Annotated in this window: 16 protein-coding genes; 10 read left to right on the top strand and 6 right to left on the bottom strand. The window is 44.4% G+C overall.

All coding sequences use genetic code 11. The features are described 5' to 3' along the window. Positions 1 to 25: 25 nt before the first annotated feature. A complete protein-coding gene (locus tag P3L47_RS07395) occupies positions 26 to 1,834 on the bottom strand; it encodes an AMP-dependent synthetase/ligase (protein ID WP_277783184.1) in 1,809 nt (602 codons plus the stop codon). A 221-nt stretch (positions 1,835 to 2,055) separates the two neighbouring features. On the opposite strand from P3L47_RS07395, the gene P3L47_RS07390 reads away from it, so the two are divergent. Both P3L47_RS07390 and P3L47_RS07385 read left to right on the top strand, forming a co-directional pair. Next, positions 2,056 to 2,382, top strand: a complete 327-nt coding sequence (locus P3L47_RS07390; protein ID WP_122356051.1) for a PadR family transcriptional regulator — start codon at positions 2,056 to 2,058, stop codon at positions 2,380 to 2,382. Between the two features lie 12 nt (positions 2,383 to 2,394). Then, positions 2,395 to 3,492 carry a PspC domain-containing protein gene (locus P3L47_RS07385; protein ID WP_122361738.1) on the top strand — a complete coding sequence of 366 codons (1,098 nt, stop codon included), beginning with the start codon at positions 2,395 to 2,397 and terminating at the stop codon, positions 3,490 to 3,492. Positions 3,493 to 3,703: 211 nt separating this feature from the next. Here P3L47_RS07385 and P3L47_RS07380 read toward each other — a convergent pair whose 3' ends face one another. From P3L47_RS07380 to P3L47_RS07370, 3 genes are all read right to left on the bottom strand, one after another. Beyond that, positions 3,704 to 4,099, bottom strand: coding sequence for an HIT family protein (locus tag P3L47_RS07380; RefSeq protein WP_122361739.1), 396 nt, complete (start codon positions 4,097 to 4,099; stop codon positions 3,704 to 3,706). An 11-nt stretch (positions 4,100 to 4,110) separates the two neighbouring features. Then, complete coding sequence (gene greA, locus P3L47_RS07375; protein WP_122361740.1) at positions 4,111 to 4,581, bottom strand: transcription elongation factor GreA; 471 nt, start codon at positions 4,579 to 4,581, stop codon at positions 4,111 to 4,113. Between the two features lie 193 nt (positions 4,582 to 4,774). Beyond that, the gene (locus tag P3L47_RS07370) at positions 4,775 to 5,956 is read right to left on the bottom strand and encodes a redoxin domain-containing protein (protein ID WP_410510721.1); all 1,182 of its coding nucleotides are present in this window, start codon (positions 5,954 to 5,956) and stop codon (positions 4,775 to 4,777) included. 203 nt (positions 5,957 to 6,159) lie between these two features. Between P3L47_RS07370 and pnp the strand changes: the two genes are divergently transcribed. Then, the gene (gene pnp, locus P3L47_RS07365) at positions 6,160 to 8,406 is read left to right on the top strand and encodes a polyribonucleotide nucleotidyltransferase (protein ID WP_277783183.1); all 2,247 of its coding nucleotides are present in this window, start codon (positions 6,160 to 6,162) and stop codon (positions 8,404 to 8,406) included. Between the two features lie 170 nt (positions 8,407 to 8,576). Here pnp and P3L47_RS07360 read toward each other — a convergent pair whose 3' ends face one another. Next, entirely contained in the window at positions 8,577 to 10,217 is a 1,641-nt protein-coding gene (locus P3L47_RS07360; protein WP_075559886.1) for a fumarate hydratase, read from the bottom strand. Positions 10,218 to 10,378: 161 nt separating this feature from the next. On the opposite strand from P3L47_RS07360, the gene P3L47_RS07355 reads away from it, so the two are divergent. From P3L47_RS07355 to P3L47_RS07345, 3 genes are all read left to right on the top strand, one after another. Next, on the top strand, positions 10,379 to 12,607 hold the full coding sequence (locus P3L47_RS07355; RefSeq protein WP_277783182.1) for a trypsin-like peptidase domain-containing protein: 2,229 nt from the start codon (positions 10,379 to 10,381) through the stop codon (positions 12,605 to 12,607). Between the two features lie 304 nt (positions 12,608 to 12,911). Then, positions 12,912 to 14,603: a tetratricopeptide repeat protein gene (locus P3L47_RS07350; protein WP_277783181.1), complete on the top strand. Its 1,692-nt coding sequence runs from the start codon at positions 12,912 to 12,914 to the stop codon at positions 14,601 to 14,603. Positions 14,604 to 14,751: 148 nt separating this feature from the next. Then, positions 14,752 to 15,414, top strand: a complete 663-nt coding sequence (locus P3L47_RS07345) for a hypothetical protein (RefSeq protein ID WP_122361745.1) — start codon at positions 14,752 to 14,754, stop codon at positions 15,412 to 15,414. A 60-nt stretch (positions 15,415 to 15,474) separates the two neighbouring features. Here the strand turns inward: P3L47_RS07345 and typA are convergent, their stop codons facing one another. Beyond that, the gene (gene typA, locus P3L47_RS07340) at positions 15,475 to 17,271 is read right to left on the bottom strand and encodes a translational GTPase TypA (RefSeq protein WP_122361746.1); all 1,797 of its coding nucleotides are present in this window, start codon (positions 17,269 to 17,271) and stop codon (positions 15,475 to 15,477) included. Positions 17,272 to 17,441: 170 nt separating this feature from the next. Here typA and rpsO point away from each other — a divergent pair, with 170 nt between their 5' ends. From rpsO to ahcY, 4 genes are all read left to right on the top strand, one after another. Continuing rightward, positions 17,442 to 17,711 carry a 30S ribosomal protein S15 gene (gene rpsO, locus P3L47_RS07335; RefSeq protein ID WP_122361747.1) on the top strand — a complete coding sequence of 90 codons (270 nt, stop codon included), beginning with the start codon at positions 17,442 to 17,444 and terminating at the stop codon, positions 17,709 to 17,711. 149 nt (positions 17,712 to 17,860) lie between these two features. Next, positions 17,861 to 18,445, top strand: coding sequence for a helix-turn-helix domain-containing protein (locus tag P3L47_RS07330; RefSeq protein ID WP_277783180.1), 585 nt, complete (start codon positions 17,861 to 17,863; stop codon positions 18,443 to 18,445). 13 nt (positions 18,446 to 18,458) lie between these two features. Next, entirely contained in the window at positions 18,459 to 20,114 is a 1,656-nt protein-coding gene (locus P3L47_RS07325) for an AMP-binding protein (protein WP_122361749.1), read from the top strand. 251 nt (positions 20,115 to 20,365) lie between these two features. Next, positions 20,366 to 21,784, top strand: a complete 1,419-nt coding sequence (gene ahcY, locus P3L47_RS07320; protein ID WP_122361750.1) for an adenosylhomocysteinase — start codon at positions 20,366 to 20,368, stop codon at positions 21,782 to 21,784. The last annotated feature ends 4 nt before the right edge of the window (positions 21,785 to 21,788 follow it).

The raw sequence follows: 21,788 nt of genomic DNA, 5'->3' as shown, positions 1-21,788 counted from the left end.
CAAAGATAAGAAATTAATCGTCCGCTCACTCAGCATACATCGCTTCAATCTCATTTGCATATTTCTGCAAAACGACCGGACGACGCAACTTCAATGTGTCTGTCAGCTCACGTCCCTCCATCGTAAACGGTTGGGGAAGCAAAGTGAACCGTTTGATCTTTTCATATGAAGCCAGATTTTTCTGATGTTCTTCGATATGCGATTCTATCAGACGGATTATTTCATGATTGGCAACGAGCTCCTCGCGGCTATTATAGGAAATACCCTTTTTCTCTGCATACACTTCCAAAAGCGGATAAGACGGAACGATCAAGGCACTGACAAACTTGCGCTGGTCACCGATAACGGCAATCTGTTCGATATATTTATCACTGCTCATTTCCATCTCGATCGCTTGCGGAGCTATATATTTCCCATTCGAAGTCTTATATAAATCCTTGATACGCTCCGTAAAGAATAATACATTTCCTTCCAAACGTCCGGCATCTCCTGTGCGGAAAAAACCGTCTGCCGTAAAGGAACGGGCATTTTCTTCCGGCTTGTTATAGTAACCGGTGGTGACAGTCTTTCCTTTCACGAGGATCTCCCCGTTACTTTCATCGATCTTCACTTCGACACCCGGCATCGTCTCACCGATGGAACCGAACTGGAAACCTATTTCCGGATAGAAACAAACGGTAGCCGTCGTTTCACTCAGACCATATCCATATACGATAGGAATATTGACAGATTGCAAAAACTCATTGACCGTATCGGATAACGGCGCACCTGCAACCGGGAATAAACGGCCTCTTTCGATACCCAGCACCTTTTTCAGAAGCGTAAATACCGTTTTATCATAAAATTCAAATTTGGTTTTCAGACAGAATGGAGCCTTGATACCTTTGTTCTTGTACTCCAGATTATATAAACGTCCTGTTTCTATCGCATTCAGGAATACTTTCTTCAGGAAAGGCGACGAAGAGTTTATCTTCTCATGAACTCCGACATAGACCTTCTCCCAAAAACGCGGCACATTACACATCAAAGTCGGATGAACCTCCGGCAATGTCTTTTGTATCATCTTCGGGTCCTGGTTGATAGCGATCTTCACTCCTTTATGAAGGCAATAATAAGTCCATGCCTTCTCAAAAATGTGAGTCAAAGGAAGAAAACACATCGACAGGTCTTTATCATTCACCATCGGCAAACGGATATCATGGATACGCATTGCCTCCAGGTAATTAAAATGGTGAAGAATTACCCCTTTCGATTCACCGGTCGTACCGGATGTATACATTATAGTAGCAATATCCTCGGGATTCGCCTCATTGGTACGGATCTTTACAGTCGTTTCCGCATGTGCATTATCGCCCAGGCGCAGGAAATCATCAAAATAGATGGAAGTCTTATCGTCCGGATTCAGTTTAACGGCAGGATCAAAAACAACCAACCGTTTTAATACAGTCGACTCTTTCTGCACTTTAAAAGCATTGTTGTACTGAAGCTGTTCGCCGACAAATAAGGTGTGGATCTCCGCATCATTAATGATATACTCTATCTGTGCCGGAGAATTCGTAGCATACATCGGGATCGATATCACCCGGTTTCCATAAGCCCCGAAATCAGTAAATAAACACTGAGGCATATTCTGAGAATAGATACCGATCTTCTCCTGTACTTCTATTCCAAACTCAGCCATTGCTTTAGCAGTAAGCATTACCTTCTCAGAGAACTCTCTCCATGAGATCTTTAACCATTTCCCGCTTTCGTCATCGCGGTATTTCAAAGCTGTACGTGAGCCATACTTTTCAGCCTGCCGGTGAATTAACTCGGCATAGTGGTAATATACCATAATTCTTCGTTTTGAATTGATACAACAAAAGTACGGCTTTCCTACTGAATAGCAACACATTCCTTTCTTTTTTTACACACAATCGCACTTTTTGTGCAAAAAGTGGATATGGGAATGCAGTCCGGCATACATCCGAAAGATGTTAAAATAGGATAAACATAGTAGCATGTATTGCATAGTACACAGGCAATACATATATTTGCATCATAAAACTATAAAAGATGAATGCAGAGAACGTAAAATCACAGATGAGAAAGGGGACGCTGGAATACTGCATCCTCTTACTTCTCAAGAAAGAACCGGCTTACACCTCTGACATTATTCAGAAGTTACAGGAAGCTAAACTGATTGTAGTAGAAGGTACGCTATACCCTCTCTTAACCCGGTTAAAGAACAGTGAACTGTTAAGTTATCAGTGGATAGAATCGACTCAGGGCCCGCCCCGCAAGTATTACCAACTCACTCCGAAGGGCGAAGAATTCCTCGGAGAACTGGAAAACTCCTGGCAGGAACTAAATGATACAATAAACCACATTAGAAACAATTAAAATTAGAAGACAATGAAGAAGACGCTTACAGTTAATTTGGGAGGAACAGTTTTCCACATTGACGAAGATGCATACCAGCTGCTGGATAAATATCTTTCTAATTTACGCATACATTTCCGTAAAGAGGAAGGATCGGAAGAGATCATGAATGATTTTGAAATGCGTATTTCCGAATTGTTCGGTGAAAGAATTCGTCTAGGACACGAAGTGATCACGATCGAACATGTGGAAGAAGTGATCAACCGCATGGGCAAACCGGAGGAGATTTTCGAGGAAGAAGAGACGGAAGAGGAAAAAGAGAACGCTAAAAAACGTGTTTTCCAGGAACAGGTTACCACAGGCAAGAAGAAACTGATGCGTGATCCGGACAACCGTGTGATCGGAGGCGTTGCCGCAGGTATTGCCGCTTATATGGGCTGGGACGCAACAGCCGTCAGATTAGCCATGATTTTACTGCTGTTTATCCCAGTCGTACACTGGATGGCTTTATTATATATCATTTTATGGATGGTTATGCCGGTAGCAAGAACGGCTGCCGACCGCTTGATCATGCGAGGGAAAAGCGTTACACTTGAGACAATCGGACAAACCGTTACAGACGGCTTCGAGAAGGTATCCCATAATGTGAACGACTATATCAGTTCCGACAAACCCAGAAGTTTTTTTCAGAAACTGGCTGATCTGTTTGTAACAGTATTCGGCTTCCTGCTAAAATTTGGGGCTGTCTTAGCCGGAATCATCCTGCTCCCTCCGCTTTTGCTTATCGTTTTCGTATTGTTCATTGTGACTGTAGCTTTAGTCGGAGGCGGAGCAAGCATGTTGTACCAGCTTTCGCCATTCGGATGGGACCTGTATAGCGGAGTTCCCGTTTACATGGCTGTGATCGGCTGTATCGGTGTCATTTTATTAATCGGCATTCCTGCAATCGCATTACTTTACGCTGTATGCGGACAATTATTCAATTTAAAACCATTACCCACACCAGCTAAATGGACATTGTTGGTTTTATGGCTAATCGCAGTGGCAGGATGCATTATCTATTTTGTAAACGTAGGGTTGCCGGCACTTAGTCCATACCTTTGGCATAACAACTACTCAATACATATATAAAAGACTGGATAAGAAATAGGTTTATAATTTGTGTGTTTAAAAAAGAAGGCCGTCCTGTCTCAGGAGGGCCTTTCTTCTAAGGTTAACAAATTTATGAGTAAAAACCACTAATGAATCATTTAAAAAACCACTATCACTGCCGTTTTAAAACTCGCAGTAATAGTGGTTACAAATATAGGTATTATTTTTAATAAAAAAAGACTTTCGTCAATTATTTGTACGCTTTTCTTATCAAGGCAGCAACCTCTGCCAACTCCTCCTGGGTTATTGTCATTTTATCGCCTCCGAAATACATATCCGACTCCTTGGTTATAGGGATTAAATGGATATGTGCATGAGGTACTTCCAGTCCCATCACTGCCATGCCTATACGCTTACAGGGAATAGCAGCTTCCTGAGCACGTGCCACACGCTTGGCAAAAGCCATCATTCGCCCTAACAATGCGTCTTCCAAATCAAAAAGATAGTCTGTTTCCTGCTTTGGAATAACCAAAGTATGCCCTTTCGCTACCGGATTAATATCCAGGAAGGCAAAGAATTCTTCGTCTTCCGCAACCTTATGGCAAGGTATTTCTCCTGCCACTATTCTACTGAATATTGTTGCCATATCTTATTGTATTAAATTGAAATTTCCATCACTTCAAAAGTCATCAAACCCGACGGCACTTTGATTTCCACCACGTCACCGACTTTCTTTCCCATCAGCCCTTTGGCGATCGGAGTGCTGACAGCAATCTTACCCTCTTTCAGATTTGCTTCAGAGTCAGAAACCAACGTATATGTCATCACAGCATTATTTTTTGTGTTCTTGATCTTCACCTTGTTCAGAATCTGAACCTCGTCAGTCTGAACACGTGATTCATCTATCAGACGTGCATTAGATATCAGCCCTTTCAACTGGGCAAGCTTAGCTTCCATAATGCCCTGAGCTTCCTTGGCAGCATCATATTCTGCATTTTCAGACAGGTCACCCTTATCCCTGGCTTCAGCAATCTGGGCAGAAATTTCAGGACGCTTCACGGTTTCCAAATAGTTGATTTCAGCTAAAATCTTGTTGTAGCCGTCTTCTGTCATATAACTAACAGCCATACTAAATCCTCCTAATTATTGATTATTAAATTAATATTTATACCACATAATAAAAAAAGAATCCCGACCAGAACATGGCCGGAACTCCTCTTTCTATCTATTTTAAACATTGCAAAGATAAGACATCTTTTCAAGATGCACAAACCGTCGCAAGTGCTTTACAACATATAAATCTGATTACTAGCGTACTACATTAAAGTACCGCTTTTACATCCGCTTCCAGGTTTTTCACATCGTCTACCCGTTTCACCAAATTACCTTTACGATCCAGGATAAAGATAGCAGGCAGTTGCTTTACATTATACAGTCCTGCGATCTGAGAATAAACCGACTGCGGATCACGCACAGCCACCCAGGGAAGATTTGAAGCGGCATTCTTCCAGAAATGGGCATCAGAATCCAAAGAGACCTGATAGATATCCAGTCCCTGACCATGATACTTTGTATAGATTTCACCCAAAGCCATATTCAGTGCCGGAGACCATTCTGCCTGGTAAGCCGTAAAATTAATGATCACGGGCTTTCCTTCTGCAACAGAAGAGAGTTTAACCACCTCCCCTTTCAGATTCGGCAATTCGATATCCAAGAAACTGATTTCAGTCGTTTTAACATCATCCAAATTTACCGGACGCTGGGCACGAAGTACCTTCATAGACTGCAGCGTCAGGTTATACAGATGTTTTGAACGCGGACTGCCCGGATAAAAATGGTCGTAGCTGGTAGCAACCGCGCCATAAGCTTTCACATCATTCCGATCGTATAAATCAAAGAATAACAGACCGTCGATTTGCTGAAACAAAGCATAATAAGCAGCAGTAGACATCGGAGCCGAATAAATATATTTGCGGGCAACCTCTTTGTAAGCTTCAGCTGTTTCTATAATTCTCGCACGGTATGTCGTATCTGCAATATGCTTATCTTCATATTCTTTACGTAACTTACCGATGGCCTGATTGGCATCCAGCTGCGCCAATGTAATCGCCTTAATAGCCTTACAGTTTTCAGAACCTTCCACCGAATAAGAGGTGGCGAACGTTCCGGCATCGGCTGCAATCGTAATCGTCTCCACCGAATCGATCGAGAAATTAATCTTCTGATTGTTCAGACGCAGACGATAGAAATCCGGAAAATCCGGACGCTTATGCGTAAATTTAAACTTACCTGCCGCCGTGAGCTTAACAGAATCTATCAGTTCGACATTCGATATGCCGACGTTTTCCAAATACATGGTCTGACCATCAGCTCCGGATACAACTCCTTTCACTGTAAAATCGGACGTGTTGTTACAGGCCGTGAATAGCAATATACATATCCCGACAACAAACAGTAACCATACTCCGATAACGGACTGTGACTTTGCAGATATTTGTTTCATCATTTTTTCTTTACAATGTTCGTAATTCCGATGCAAATATACATTATTTTACAATTGTGGCACTATTATTCGTGAAATCTTCCCTTTATTTTTATAAAAAAGGGCTTTTCTGATGTTTTTTATTTTCATTTTCACGTGTTTACAGGCAAACTTTCATTACATTTGCACCAATTTTTACAGATAGAAAAATAAGAAAGAAGATTATGCTTAATCCAATTAACAAGACGATCGAGTTGGCTGATGGAAGAACCATCACCATCGAGACCGGGAAGTTGGCAAAACAGGCGGACGGTGCGGTTACCGTTCGTATGGGCAACACAGTGTTGCTGGCTACTGTTTGTGCCGCTAAAGATGCAAATCCCGGTGTTGACTTCATGCCGCTGCAAGTTGAATACAAAGAAAAGTACTCCGCATTTGGCCGTTTTCCCGGAGGTTTTACAAAAAGAGAAGGAAAGGCTTCGGATTACGAAATCCTGACATCGCGCCTCGTAGACCGCGCGTTGCGTCCGTTATTCCCGGACAATTACCACGCAGAAGTATATGTAAACGTTATATTATTCTCTGCTGACGGCGAAGATATGCCGGATGCTCTGGCTGGTTTAGCAGCATCTGCTGCTTTGGCAGTATCCGATATACCTTTCAACGGACCGATTTCTGAAGTTCGCGTAGCACGTGTCGACGGTAAATTTATCATCAACCCGACATTCTCTGAATTGGAAAAAGCTGATATCGACATGATGGTTGCTGCTACTATCGACAACATCATGATGGTGGAAGGTGAAATGGCAGAAGTTCAGGAATCTGAAATGCTGGAAGCAATCAAAGTGGCTCACGAAGCTATCAAAGCACAGTGCCAGGCTCAGCTTGAACTGTCGGAAGCTTGCGGCAAACTCGTTAAACGCGAATACTGCCACGAAGAAAATGACGAAGAACTGCGCAAAGATGTACATGATAAATGTTTCGCAAAAGCATATGCTGTTGCTACATCCGGTACGGACAAACACCAGCGCTTCGATGCTTTCCAGGCAATCGTAGAAGAATATAAAGCTAACTTCTCTGAAGAAGAGCTGGAAGCCAAGGCTGAAATGATCGGCCGTTACTACCACGATGTAGAAAAAGAGGCCATGCGCCGTGCTATCCTCGACGAAGGAAAGCGTCTGGACGGTCGTAAGACAACAGAAATTCGTCCGATTTGGATCGAAACGGATTATCTTCCGGGACCTCACGGATCTGCAGTCTTCACACGTGGTGAAACTCAGTCGTTGACAACTGTTACACTCGGTACCAAAGCCGACGAGAAAATGATTGACGACGTACTGAACCACAGCAAGGAACGTTTCTTATTACATTATAATTTCCCTCCGTTCTCTACCGGTGAAGCAAAAGCATCACGTGGTGTAGGACGTCGCGAAGTAGGTCATGGTAACCTGGCTCACCGTGCTTTGAAGCGCATGATCCCGGATAATTATCCTTACGTTGTACGCGTAATCTCCGATATCCTCGAATCAAACGGTTCTTCTTCTATGGCAACTGTTTGCGCCGGTACACTGGCATTGAGAGATGCCGGCGTTCCGATGAAGAAACCGGTATCAGGCATCGCAATGGGGCTTATCTCTGAGAACAAAGGTCAAAACTACGCTATCCTGTCGGATATCCTGGGAGACGAAGACCACCTGGGAGATATGGACTTCAAAGTAACAGGTACAGCAGACGGTATCACTGCCACTCAGATGGACATCAAGGTTGACGGTTTGTCATACGAAATCCTTGAAAACGCACTGGCTCAGGCAAGAGAAGGCCGTATGCACATCTTAGGAAAGATCATGGAAGCTCAGCCGGAGACACGTGCTGAACTGAAACCGCATGCTCCGCGCATCGAATCGATGACGATCGGCAAAGAGTTCATCGGCGCAGTGATCGGCCCGGGTGGAAAGATTATCCAGGGTATCCAGGAAAAGACAGGTGCTGTTATCACAATCGAAGAAGTGGACGGTTTTGGTAAGATCGAAATCTCCGGAACAAACAAAGATACGATCGATGCTGCTATCAGAGCGATCAAGGGTATCGTTGCCGTTCCTGAAATCGGCGAAGTATATGAAGGAAAGATCTCTTCTATCATGCCTTACGGTGCATTCGTTGAATTTATGCCGGGCAAAGACGGTTTGCTGCACATCTCTGAAATCGACTGGGCTCGTCTGGAAACAGTTGAACAGGCTGGTTTGAAAGAAGGTGATACTATTCAGGTGAAACTGGTAGACATCGATGCAAAGACCGGTAAGTTCAAACTTTCACGCAAGGTATTGCTGCCGAAACCGGAAGGTTACGAAGAACGTCCGCCGAGACCCGAAAGAGGTCCGAGACCGGAACGTGGTGATCGCGGAGACCGTGGTCCTCGTCAGGATCGTGGTGACCGTGGAGATCGCGGAGACCGTCGTAACGATCGTTATTAATAAACGACTTTCTTATACATTATATATAAAAGAGCTATCCTGCGACAGGATGGCTCTTTTTTTGTTATCGTTATCAAGGGGAAAGAAAACAGGACACTGGTAATTCTTCAGCATGAAAAAAAGCTGCCCCACAGAATGGAGCAGCTTTCACCTCTTATAATGAATTAGTCTTATTTACTGCAAGAGCAACGTGGCTTCAGCTGTTTGAAGAAATCATTGCCTTTATCGTCAACCAGAATAAATGCAGGGAAGTCTTCTACTTCGATCTTCCAGATTGCTTCCATTCCCAGTTCAGGATATTCCAGACATTCTACCTTCTTGATGCTTTCCTGTGCAAGGATAGCAGCCGGACCACCGATACTACCGAGGTAGAAACCACCATGCTTCTGACAGGCATCTGTAACCTGCTGGCTACGGTTACCCTTGGCAATCATGATCATGCTACCGCCATTGTCCTGGAACAGGTCGACATACGAGTCCATACGACCGGCAGTTGTCGGGCCGAAAGAACCGGAAGCCATTCCAGCCGGAGTCTTGGCAGGACCTGCATAATAAATAGGATGATCTTTGATGTATTGAGGCAGACCTTCCCCTTTATCAATACGTTCTTTCAGTTTAGCGTGCGCAATGTCGCGACCTACCACGATCGTTCCGCTCAGAGAAAGGCGAGTCGATACCGGATATTTAGTCAGTTCTTTCAGGATATCAGCCATCGGCTGGTTCAAATTGATCTTTACAGCATTACCTTCACCGGCCTTACGCAATTCCTCTGGGATCAGACGGCCAGGATTTGAATCCATCTTTTCGATCCAGATACCGTCTTTATTGATCTTACATTTGATGTTACGGTCGGCAGAACAGGAAACACCCATACCTACCGGGCAAGAAGCACCGTGGCGGGGTAGACGAACGATACGAACGTCGTGCGCATAATACTTACCGCCGAACTGGGCACCCAAACCGATGTTGTGAGCGGCTTCCAGTACCTGTTTTTCCAATTCGATATCACGGAAAGCCTGTCCGCCTTCGTTACCGCTTGTAGGCAAGTTGTCGTAATAATGAGTAGAAGCCAGCTTCACTGTCAACAGGTTCTTTTCAGCAGAAGTACCACCGATAACGAACGCAATATGATAAGGAGGGCAAGCAGCCGTACCCAATGTCTTCATTTTTTCTACCAGGAACGGAACCAGGGTAGCCGGGTTCAGGATCGCTTTTGTTTCCTGGAACAGATAAGTCTTGTTGGCAGAACCACCGCCTTTAGCTACACAGAGGAATTTATATTCCATACCTTCAGTAGCTTCGATGTCGATCTGTGCAGGTAAGTTACATTTCGTATTTACCTCGTCGTACATATTTAAAGGAGCATTCTGTGAATAACGCAGGTTTTCTTCCGTATAAGTTTTGTAAACACCTAAAGAAAGCGCTTCTTCATCACAATATCCAGTCCATACATGCTGGCCTTTTTCACCGTGGATAATAGCCGTACCGGTATCCTGGCAGAAAGGAAGCTGTCCTTTTGCAGATACTTCCGCATTACGCAGGAAAGTCAATGCCACGAACTTATCGTTGTCGCTGGCTTCCGGATCGCTCAGGATCTTAGCTACCTGTTCGTTGTGCTCGGGACGAAGCATGAAAGCCACATCACGGAAAGCAGCGTTAGCCATCGCTGTAAGTCCTTCTTTTGCAATTTTCAGCATCGGCTGTCCTTCAAATTCGGATACCGATACATAATCTTTTGTAAGCAGATAATACTCTGTTGTATCCGGTCCGAGTGGGAACGGTGCCTGATACTTGAAAGGAGGTGTTGCCATATCTTTATTATTTAATTATGTAATATTGGTTTTACAAATTCAGAATCATTCTTTTCGCTTGGCAAACTTAGATAAAAATCACGAAATACGGGAGTGCTTTCACAAATTTGTTCACCGGAAACAATTAAATTGTTAAAAGAAAAACATATATTTGCAGGTATATGAAAAAGCTAGTCACCCTTTTCATCCTGTGTTTATTGTCAGCCAACCACATGATAAGCCAGGTCAGCCACGGAGGCAAACCTCTTCCGTTGTCGACTCTCAACACCCGGTCAGGAACACAATTCAAGGAAATGCCGCCTTTCGATGTTGCCGAACAATTACGGATCGACTCGCTGAATGAAAGTGACTTGCGCAGCGGATTCCATTTCGCTTATAAATTCATGACAGACTTTACTCCGGAAAATTCGGGTAACTGGTTCACAGGAGCAGACGGTACCCGCGTATGGCGGCTGGGGATACGGTCGGAAGGAGCCTACTCTATCAATGTCTTATTCTCCGAATACGAGATACCGGAAGGTGCCCAGCTATTCCTCTACAACCCGGACCAGACCCATATTCTGGGAGCATTTAACCATTTGAATAACTCCGAATTAAACAAGCTTCCCGTCTCGCCGGTCCAGGGTGACGAACTGATTATCGAATACCAGGAACCTGCCAACGTCCCGTTCCACGGCAGACTGAAAGTAGGTGAAGTAAACCATGACTACCGCAATCTCAGAGGATACGAACCCAAAGGGCACAGCACCATCTACCATTGGTGTATGAAGCCGTTGGTATGCTATCAGGACACTACAGACAAATATAATGACATTGGCCGCAGTGTCGTGCTGATCATCATCAATGGCGAAAATGCCTGTTCGGGTACGTTAATTAATAATACATTAAATGATGGTAAACCCTATCTGTTAACAGCGTCACATTGCCTGAACAATCAATTCACAATTACCAATCCGGACTATGAAACGATCGCCGGAAATATCGTCACATTCTTCAATTACGAAAGTCCTCTTTGCGACCCGGTCATGAGGGGAACGGAAGAGATGTCGATGGCTTCCGCCCGTTTCAGGGCAACCAATGAAAGTACAGACATGGCATTGCTGGAACTAAAAGAGACACCTCCGGCCTATTATCAACCTTATTATGCCGGATGGAATGCAAAAGACGAGGGAACCGCCCCTTACGCAGGAATACACCATCCGGGAGGTTCCGTAAAGCGGGTCAACACGACTAAGCTAGTTGAATCGGCGACCTATCCCGGAATGGACTTTATAAAGAACGGACACTGGCATGTGAAAGAATGGACAAGCGGCAGCACAGCCGGCGGTTCTTCCGGCTCCGGACTGTTTGACAGCAACAACCAGCTTATCGGGGGATTGTCGGGAGGCGAATCCAGCTGCCCGGCACCTTATAACGATTTCTATTTTGCCCTAAGCCAAAGCTGGGAAGCATCTACCGATGCCGACAAACAACTGAAAACATGGCTCGACCCCGCCGGAACAAACACAGGACGCACCTGCAAAGGTCTCGATCCTTACAGTGCAACCCCCTGCATTCGTCTGAGCAACATAAAGGAAAGCGGAAAAGCGGAGAAAATAGAAGCCACTCCTCTGCCCTCTCCCGGGACCGGTCCGGCATTCGGAAACAATTCACTGAATATGAACGAGTTTGCCGAGGCTTATAAAATAACCGGAGAAGCAAAAGTATACGGCACATATATCGTGAATCCGGCCATCACCCAAGATAAAGAAATAGACGTAGAGATCACCGTCTACAGCGGCTCCGGCAAACCGGAAACACTGTTGCATACCGAATCATTCAGACCATCGTTCGTAACCACCAATAACAAAATAGATTTTATCGACTCCATCAAGCCATTGAGTCGTGATCAGGAATCGTTTATCACTTTTTCCGAACCGGTAGATGTATCAGGCAGTTTCTTTGTCGGCTATAAGATCAGGACAGCTACCGCCGGCACTTCTTTCTCTGCCTATAACCTTCCGAAAGGGGAAACAAGCAAAAACACGGCATGGATCAACTATCAAGGCCAATGGACAGAGGCTTCCGCCCATCCGGCTTCACCAATGAGCACGTCCCTGTTCATCGATCCTGTCATCCAATACAATACGGCATCAGCCAACACATCCATCGACAACAACAATCCCATCCGCATATTCACGGAAGCAGCATCCAAAACAGTCCATATCCTGTTACCTGCCACTATCCGAGAAGCCCGATATTCAATCATATCCATGAATGGGACCAGGTTACAAAACGGGATTGTCCATAGCGGAGAAAATACGATCGTAGTAACAGGTGCCGGGCCGGGCATTTATCTGGTACAGATCACCTCCGACAAGGACAGTTTTACGCAAAAGATTTTATTTTAGTCAAAAATAAACAATAAGAGTACATCAAACAAAGCATAACAAGACATACAAAGAGAAACGAAACACGAAAATTTAACTAAAATACAATCGGACGAATGCTATTAAAACGTCCGTAAATTCTGTATCTTATGTACTTTTTAAGGAAAAAAGAGACATGGATTCATTAATAAGTATTAATTAGAAAGATTTTATCGTATCTTTGCTATTCATAACAAAAAAATGCTTTAGTTTTGCACTTTGATGGCTAAGGGACAATTGAAAGTGAATATATAAACATAGTAACATTTTAAACTTACATCAAATTATGAACAAAAAGTTTTTATTGTCATTCTTTGTAATGGCAGCAATTTTAACCCTTTCTTCTTGTTCAAACAAGTTGAAACCGCTAGCTGAAGAGTACATCAAAGCTGAGCCGCAGCCGCTTGAGGCTATCGGAGGCAAAGTACCCGTGACTATCAACGCGACTTTCCCTGCAAAATGGTTCAACAAAAAAGCTACAGTAACAGTAACTCCGGTTCTTCGTTATGCCGGTGGTGAAGCATGGGGAACATCTTACACTTATCAGGGTGAGAAAGTAAAAGGTAACAATCAGGTTATCCCGCAGAAAGAAGGTGCTAACGTAACCATGAAATCTGCTTTCACTTACAAACCTGAAATGAAAAAATCAGAATTGTATCTGACTTTCGATGCAAAAATCAAAAACAAAACAGTTAAATTACCGGACGTAAAGATCGGTGAAGGAGTAATCGCAACTTCTGAACTGGCTGACGCTGCTACTGCAACTGCTGCTATCGCTGCTGACAAATTCCAGCGTATCATCAAAGAAGCTCACGATGCAAACATCATGTTCTTGATCCAGCAGGCTGAACTTCGTTCAAAAGAACTGAACTCTACATCTATCAAAGATTGGAAAGACTTGGTAAAAAATGCAGACGAAGCTCCTAACCAGAATGTAGCAATCGAAATTTCTGCTTATGCATCTCCTGATGGTGGTGTTAAACTGAACACTGGTTTGGCTGAAAGACGTGAAGGTAACACTTCTAAATATCTGGCTAAAGAATTGAAGAAAATGAAAGTTGATGCTCCGGTTGATGCACGTTACACTGCTCAGGACTGGGAAGGCTTCAAAGAATTGGTATCTGCTTCTAACCTGCAGGATAAAGACCTCGTATTAAGAGTTATCTCTATGTACCAGGATCCTGAAACAAGAGAAAAAGAAATCAAAAACATCTCTGCTGTATATTCTGATTTGGCAGAAACTATCTTACCTCAGTTGCGTCGTTCTCGTTTGACTGCTAACATCGAAATCATCGGTAAGTCTGACGACGAAATCAGCGCATTGGCTAAGAGCAACCCTGCAGAACTGAACATCGAAGAAATTTTGTATGCTGCTACTCTGACTAACAACGATGGTGAAAAGATGGCTATCTATACAAAAGCTTCTGAACTGTATCCTAACTGCTACCGCACTTGGAACAACATCGGTATGATGGCATTCAAGGCTGGTGACCTGGCTAAGGCTGAACAGATGTTCAACAAATCTAACTCTGTTAAGGCTAACAACGAAGCTAACATGAACTTAGGTCTTATCGCTCTGACTAAGGGTGACCAGGCTAAAGCTCAGCAATTGTTCGGTAACGCTGCAGGTGTAGCTGAATTAGGCGAAGCTCTGGGTGTTCTTTATCTGGAACAAGGCGAATATGCTAAGGCTGTTAACTCTTTCGGTTCTGTTAAGACAAACAACGCTGCTTTGGCTCAGTTGTTAGTAAAAGATTACAGCAAAGCATCTCAGACTCTGAATGCTGTTGCTAATCCTGATGCTACTACTTCTTACCTGAAAGCTGTTGTTGCTGCTCGTACAAACGACGCAAACGGCGTTGTAAGCAACCTGAAAGCTGCTATCGCAAAAGACAAAGCTCTGGCTAAAGAAGCTGCTATCGACCTGGAATTTGCTAAATATGCAACTAACAGCGAATTCGCTAACTTGGTTAAGTAATTAGTATATTACACAATCCTATATAAAAGGCTGTCTCCTTCCGGAGATGGCCTTTTTTCTTGCCTTACTGCCAACAAGAAAAAAAACTCGCCGGATATTTTATTATTAATCAGAAAGTTGTATCTTGCACTAACTAATCTGAGGCATTATGAAGCGACTTGTTATTTTTCTGATTATCTGCATCGGAAACCTGCCAGGATTCAATGGGACGGCACAGGAAGCCCCGGTCGACAGTTCACAGTTTCTGTTACGAAGCTTTGAAAACGGGTATGTGTATTATAAGGACGGACGAACATTCACCGTCCCCCTGAACTACAGTTTGCTGATCAAGAAATTCCTGTTCATCGACCAACATGACGATAATGCAATCAAAGAGTTCTCGGAACCTGAAATGGTAGCCACCATCAAGATCGGAGAAAGGACATTCCTTCCTACCAAAGACGGTGCAACGGAAGTGCTTCAGAAAGATCCTCCTATCTTCGTTCAATACAGAGGCTCGTTAAAATGGGAAGGTAAACGGGTTGGCTACGGAGGCCGCTCGGAAACATCGGCAGTCGAAACTTATTCGACATTCCAGTCCGGAAGCACTACACATAAACTGGAAACAGAAAAGCTGATCCTAACCCGCATCGACAAGATTTTCCGGATAGAGCGCAAAGGAAAACAATACCGTTTCATTAATGAAAAACAATTCCTCAAAGCATTCCCGGATCAAAAAGAGAAACTGAAGAAATATGCAGATGACAACAAGATAGACTTTAACGACATCGAAAACGTCCTGCAAATCTATAATTACGCATCGACATTATAAAATAAAAGCCGGATACACATCAACAGTGCATCCGGCTTTACTCATATTATATATGTACTATTATCTACCCTGACGTTTACGTTCTGTTTCATCCAAAATGATCTTACGCATACGCATATAATTCGGAGTGATCTCCACATATTCGTCTGCCTTGATATATTCCAGCGCATCTTCCAGGCTGAATACCAAAGGAGGAGCCAATGATACTTTATCATCAGAACCCGAAGCACGCATATTGGTCAGCTTCTTCGACTTCGTAACATTCACAACCAGGTCACCTTCTTTTGTATGCTCACCTACGACCTGACCGGCATAAACTTCTTCCTGCGGAGAGATGAAGAAACGTCCGCGTGACTGCAGGTTATTCAAGGCATAAGCAAACGCTGTGCCTGTTTCCATGGCAATGATAGAACCATTGTTACGACGTTCGATATCACCCTTCCAAGGCTGATATTCCAAGAAACGATGTGCCATGATTGCTTCACCGGCAGAAGCAGTCAGAACAGCATTGTTCAAACCGATGATACCACGTGAAGGAATATTAAATTCAAGATGCATACGGTCGTTCTTACTTTCCATCATCGTCATTTCCCCCTTACGCTTGGTTACCATATCAATGATACGGCTGGAAGATTCTTCCGGGAGATTGATAGTCAGCTGTTCAACCGGCTCACATTTTACGCCGTCTATCTCTTTGATGATAACCTGAGGCTGTCCTACCTGCAATTCGTAACCTTCACGACGCATTGTTTCGATCAATACGGACAAATGAAGTACGCCACGACCATATACCAGCCATGAATCGGCAGAGTCTGTCGGGACCACACGCAAGGCCAGGTTCTTGTCCAACTCTTTCTGCAAACGTTCGAAAATATGACGTGATGTCACGAACTTACCGTCTTTACCGAAGAACGGAGAGTTATTGATCGTGAAGAGCATAGACATGGTAGGCTCATCAATAGCGATCGTAGGCAGCGGTTCCGGTTCATTAACATCGGCAATCGTTTCACCGATCTCAAAACCTTCAATTCCGATCAAAGCACAGATATCACCTGATTGAACAGAAGATACTTTTGTACGGCCTAAACCTTCAAAGACATCGACTTCCTTAATCTTGGATTTGACCATCGATCCGTCACGCTTGCACAGCATAACGTCCTGTCCTTCTTTCAGCTCACCCCGGTGAACACGTCCGACAGCGATACGTCCGACATATTTAGAATAATCCAGTGAAGTGATCAACATCTGAGGAGTTCCTTCCAGCACTTTCGGTTCCGGAATATATTCAATGATGGCATCCAGCAATGCCAGAATATCCTCTTTCGGCTCTTTCCAGTCGGTCGACATCCATCCCTGCTTGGCAGAACCATAGATTGTCGGGAAGTCCAACTGTTCTTCCGTAGCATCCAGGCTGAACATCAATTCGAAAACCATTTCCTGCACTTCCGACGGACGACAGTTCGGCTTGTCTACCTTATTGATAACCACAATCGGTTTCAGTCCCAGCTGAATGGCTTTTTGTAATACGAAGCGAGTCTGAGGCATCGGTCCTTCAAACGCGTCGACCAGCAGCAAGCAACCATCGGCCATGTTCAATACACGCTCTACTTCACCTCCGAAGTCAGCGTGACCCGGAGTATCAATAATATTGATTTTGTAATCTTTATAATTAATAGAGACATTCTTGGCCAAAATCGTAATTCCTCGTTCACGTTCCAAATCATTGTTGTCCATGAACTGATCCGGTTCTGCCTGTCCTTCACGGAAAAGCTTACCGGCTAATAACATCTTATCCACAAGCGTCGTTTTGCCGTGGTCTACGTGCGCGATAATCGCGATGTTTCTGAGTTTTTGCATCGAAGACTAATTTATTGGCTGCAAAAATACGACATTTTTACGATATATATATGTCATTCATGTCTCAAAATACAAAAAATAAGATGAAAAGTATTGTATATCTCAAAGGAATGCCTACCTTTGCATCCGCTTAGATAATATAGTATCAATTTATTAAAGTAAAAAGAATCATGTTTTTAGATTCAGAAAAGAAAAAAGAAATTTTCGAAAAGTATGGTAAATCTGCTACTGACACAGGTTCGGCAGAAAGCCAGATCGCTTTGTTCACAGTTCGTATCGCACACTTGACAGAGCACCTGAAAAGTAATCACAAAGATTACAGTACAGAAAGAGCATTGAAGATGTTGGTTGGTAAACGTCGTCGTTTATTGGACTATCTGATCAAAGTTGATATCGAAAGATATCGTGCTATCATCAAAGAGCTTGGTATCAGAAAATAAGAAACTACTTCTCCGGAAGTTACAAAAGGGCAACTCAAACAAGGGTTGTCCTTTTTTTCTTTCAGCAAATTACATGGTAAAATAAAATATTAATGTAAATTTGCGGCGTTTAGTTACAAATTAAAAGAAAATCTAAAATAAACATACTTATGGGAAACAACAAAATCATCGGAGCCAAAATTAAAAGTATCCGTGAATCAAAACAACTGTCCGTTGAAGAAGTAGCCGAACGTTCCGGCCTTGGTATCGAACAGATCGAACGCATAGAAAGTAATGTAGACTTTCCGTCACTGGCACCACTTATCAAAATAGCACGGGTACTCGGTGTCCGCCTGGGTACATTCCTCGACGACCAGTCAGAACTGGGTCCGGTCATTTGCCGTAAGAAAGACAGCAACGACTCCAACAGCATCGGCTTTACCAACAACTCGATGGAAAACCGCAAGCATATGGAATATCACTCTCTGTCACAGGATAAGTCCGGACGACATATGGAACCGTTCCTGATTGATGTTTCTCCATCAGAAGAAGGCGTTGATTTCGTTCTTTCCACACACGAAGGCGAAGAATTTATTTATGTATTGGCGGGCGTGGTTGAAATAAACTACGGGAAGAATACTTATTTACTGGAAGAAGGCGACAGCATCTATTATGATTCTATCGTTGCACACCATGTTCATGCTGCAGCCGACAGCACTGCTAAAATACTTGGAGTTGTTTATACCCCGTACTAATTGACCGAAGGATATGGAAATACAATTACAGGATAAGACTTTAGGTCAATGGCTGGAACATTGGGCCACTACTACGCCGGACAAGGAATACGTGGTTTATTCCGATCGCGACCTGCGTTTCACATGGAAAGAGTTTAACGAACGCGTAGACCGGATGGCAAAAGGTATGTTGTCCATCGGAATCGAACATGGTACACACGTAGGTATCTGGGCGACCAATGTGCCCGACTGGCTGACATTCCTTTATGCAGCCGCCAAGATCGGCGCCGTTGCCGTTACGGTAAATACAAACTATAAGCAGAACGAACTGGAATTTCTCGTTGAGAATGCCGACATACATACGATGTGTATCACCGACGGCGTATTCGACGGAAGTTATGTAGATATGATGTACTCCATGCTTCCCGAGCTAAGGGAGTCACAACGCGGATACCTGAAAAGCAAGCGTTTCCCGCGACTGAAGAATGTGGTTTATATCGGCCAGGAGAAATACCGCGGCATGTACAATACACCGGAGTTATTGCTGCTGGGTGAAAATATCAGCGATGACAGACTGGAGGAAGCTAAAAAGCTCGTCAACTGCCATGATGTTGTCAACATGCAATACACCTCCGGTACGACTGGTTTCCCGAAAGGGGTCATGCTGACGCATTATAACATTGCCAACAACGGTTTGTTGACCGGCGAACATATGAAATTTACTGCCGACGACAAGCTCTGCTGCTGCGTTCCCCTCTTCCACTGCTTCGGCGTGGTGTTGGCTTCCATGAACGTGCTGACACACGGCTGTACACAGGTGATGGTCGAGAAATTCGACCCGCTGGTCGTGCTGGCTTCCATCCACAAAGAACGTTGCACGGCTCTTTACGGCGTACCGACCATGTTCATTGCCGAACTGAATCATCCGATGTTCCCGATGTTCGACCTTACCTCACTCCGCACCGGTATTATGGCGGGTTCACTTTGTCCGGTCGAACTGATGCGCCAGGTGGAAGAGAAAATGTATATGAAGGTAACCAGTGTCTACGGCTTGACGGAGACATCTCCGGGCATGACCCACTCCCGTATCGACGATCCGGCAGAGGCACGGCATAACACGGTAGGACGTGACTTCGAATTTACGGAAGTCCGCGTTATCGACCCGGAAACCGGAGAAGAATGTCCTGTCGGCGTACAAGGGGAAATGTGTAACCGTGGTTACAACAACATGAAAGGTTATTACAACAACCCTGCCGCCACAGCCGAAGTAATCGATAAAGACGGTTTCCTTCACAGCGGCGACCTCGGTATAAAAGATGAAAACGGATATTACCGTATTACCGGCCGTATCAAGGATATGATTATCCGCGGTGGAGAAAACGTTTATCCGCGCGAAATAGAAGAGTTCCTGTATCACCTGGAAGGTGTGAAAGACGTACAGGTAGCCGCCGTTCCGTCCAAGAAGTACGGAGAGGAAGTGGGCGCTTTCATCATCCTGCACGAGGGTGTAACAATGACAGAAGATATAGTAAAGGACTTTTGCCGCGGCAAGATCGCTCGCCATAAGATACCGAAATATATTTTCTTCATCGATACATTCCCGATGACAGGTAGCGGCAAGATCCAAAAATTCAAACTGAAAGACCTGAGTCTGAAGTTACTTGCCGAACAAGGTATTACGCCGGTATAAAAAACAGACATAGACCTATCAACCAACCGATTACAGTTTCCTCGTAATTCCGTGCTTAGGAAACTCCAGTTTCCTGCGCGAGGAACTGCAATTTCCTGCCGAGGGAACTAGCGTTTCCTGCCTTGGAAACTGTAGTTTCCTAAGCAGGAAATTTTGAAGACACCAGGGGATGATTATGTTTGTCCCCGGGAATTATCTGAACAACCTAATAATTTCTTATCTTTGCCACACATTCAAAATAAGTATTATTTATGTCACAATTATTTCCAACTAATCTGCCTTATAAAGTGGCGGATATGAGTTTGGCTGACTTCGGTCGCAAAGAGATCGAGATCGCCGAACACGAAATGCCGGGACTGATGGCTCTGCGCCAGAAATATGCCGATCAGAAACCTCTGAAAGGTGCCCGTATCACCGGCTCACTGCACATGACCATTCAGACTGCAGTGTTAATCGAAACATTAGTTGCGTTGGGAGCAGATGTACGCTGGGCAAGCTGTAACATCTTCTCTACACAGGACCATGCCGCAGCGGCTATCGCAGCCGATGGCGTTCCCGTTTTTGCCTGGAAAGGTGAAACGCTGGAGGAATACTGGTGGTGTACTGACATGGCACTCCGTTTTCCTGACGGAAAAGGTCCTCATATGATTGTTGACGATGGCGGAGATGCCTCTTTGCTGGTTCACATGGGATACCGTGCCGAAGATAACGCCGAAACGATCAATCGTAAGGGCGGTAATCACGAGGAACAGGTAATTCTGGATACTTTACACCGTATCCTGGAAGAAGATAATCAGCGCTGGCATCGTACAATCGCCGAGATGAAAGGTGTTTCGGAAGAGACAACTACCGGTGTACACCGCCTGTATCAAATGATGGAAAAAGGTGAACTGCTGGTTCCGGCCATCAACGTAAACGACTCGGTAACGAAATCCAAATTCGACAACTTGTACGGTTGCCGCGAATCATTGGCTGACGGCATCAAACGTGCTACTGACGTAATGATAGCCGGTAAAGTCGTTGTCGTTGCCGGCTATGGCGATGTAGGTAAAGGTTGCGCCCATTCCATGCGTTCTTACGGAGCTCGTGTGCTGGTGACGGAAATCGACCCGATCTGTGCTTTGCAGGCTGCAATGGAAGGCTTCGAAGTAACAACGATGGAAGATGCCGTAAAAGAAGGTAATATCTTCGTTACGACAACCGGTAACTGCGACATCATCACGATCGAGCACATGACACAGATGAAAGACCAGGCAATCGTTTGTAATATCGGTCATTTCGACAATGAAATACAAGTTGAAAAACTGGTAAACTACCCCAATATCCAGCACACCAACATCAAGCCGCAGGTCGACAAATATACTTTCCCGACCGGAAACTCTATCTTCCTGCTGGCAGAAGGCCGTCTGGTTAACTTAGGTTGTGCAACCGGCCACCCGTCATTCGTGATGAGCAACTCATTCACCAATCAGGTACTGGCACAGATGGATTTGTGGCAGATGGCTTATGAAGTAGGTGTTTACCGCCTGCCGAAACGTCTGGACGAAGAAGTTGCCCGCCTGCATCTCGAACGGATTGGCGTGAAACTGTCTAAACTGAGTCCTAAACAGGCCGAGTATATCGGGGTTCCGGTAGAAGGTCCGTATAAGGCTGATCATTACAGATACTAATTCA

The sequence above is a fragment of the Parabacteroides chongii genome (assembly GCF_029581355.1).
GTDB lineage: Bacteria > Bacteroidota > Bacteroidia > Bacteroidales > Tannerellaceae > Parabacteroides > Parabacteroides chongii.
The sequence above is the reverse complement of the archived record's forward strand: the minus strand, read 5'-3'. Positions and strand labels throughout refer to the sequence as shown.

What these genes read in the sequence shown, in the direction of transcription:
- P3L47_RS07395 (WP_277783184.1), bottom strand. Translation starts at nt 1,834, where the DNA reads ATGGTATATTACCACTATGCCGAGTTAATTCACCGGCAGGCTGAAAAG.
- P3L47_RS07390 (WP_122356051.1), top strand. Translation starts at nt 2,056, where the DNA reads ATGAATGCAGAGAACGTAAAATCACAGATGAGAAAGGGGACGCTGGAA.
- P3L47_RS07385 (WP_122361738.1), top strand. Translation starts at nt 2,395, where the DNA reads ATGAAGAAGACGCTTACAGTTAATTTGGGAGGAACAGTTTTCCACATT.
- P3L47_RS07380 (WP_122361739.1), bottom strand. Translation starts at nt 4,099, where the DNA reads ATGGCAACAATATTCAGTAGAATAGTGGCAGGAGAAATACCTTGCCAT.
- greA (WP_122361740.1), bottom strand. Translation starts at nt 4,581, where the DNA reads ATGGCTGTTAGTTATATGACAGAAGACGGCTACAACAAGATTTTAGCT.
- P3L47_RS07370 (WP_410510721.1), bottom strand. Translation starts at nt 5,956, where the DNA reads ATGAAACAAATATCTGCAAAGTCACAGTCCGTTATCGGAGTATGGTTA.
- pnp (WP_277783183.1), top strand. Translation starts at nt 6,160, where the DNA reads ATGCTTAATCCAATTAACAAGACGATCGAGTTGGCTGATGGAAGAACC.
- P3L47_RS07360 (WP_075559886.1), bottom strand. Translation starts at nt 10,217, where the DNA reads ATGGCAACACCTCCTTTCAAGTATCAGGCACCGTTCCCACTCGGACCG.
- P3L47_RS07355 (WP_277783182.1), top strand. Translation starts at nt 10,379, where the DNA reads ATGAAAAAGCTAGTCACCCTTTTCATCCTGTGTTTATTGTCAGCCAAC.
- P3L47_RS07350 (WP_277783181.1), top strand. Translation starts at nt 12,912, where the DNA reads ATGAACAAAAAGTTTTTATTGTCATTCTTTGTAATGGCAGCAATTTTA.
- P3L47_RS07345 (WP_122361745.1), top strand. Translation starts at nt 14,752, where the DNA reads ATGAAGCGACTTGTTATTTTTCTGATTATCTGCATCGGAAACCTGCCA.
- typA (WP_122361746.1), bottom strand. Translation starts at nt 17,271, where the DNA reads ATGCAAAAACTCAGAAACATCGCGATTATCGCGCACGTAGACCACGGC.
- rpsO (WP_122361747.1), top strand. Translation starts at nt 17,442, where the DNA reads ATGTTTTTAGATTCAGAAAAGAAAAAAGAAATTTTCGAAAAGTATGGT.
- P3L47_RS07330 (WP_277783180.1), top strand. Translation starts at nt 17,861, where the DNA reads ATGGGAAACAACAAAATCATCGGAGCCAAAATTAAAAGTATCCGTGAA.
- P3L47_RS07325 (WP_122361749.1), top strand. Translation starts at nt 18,459, where the DNA reads ATGGAAATACAATTACAGGATAAGACTTTAGGTCAATGGCTGGAACAT.
- ahcY (WP_122361750.1), top strand. Translation starts at nt 20,366, where the DNA reads ATGTCACAATTATTTCCAACTAATCTGCCTTATAAAGTGGCGGATATG.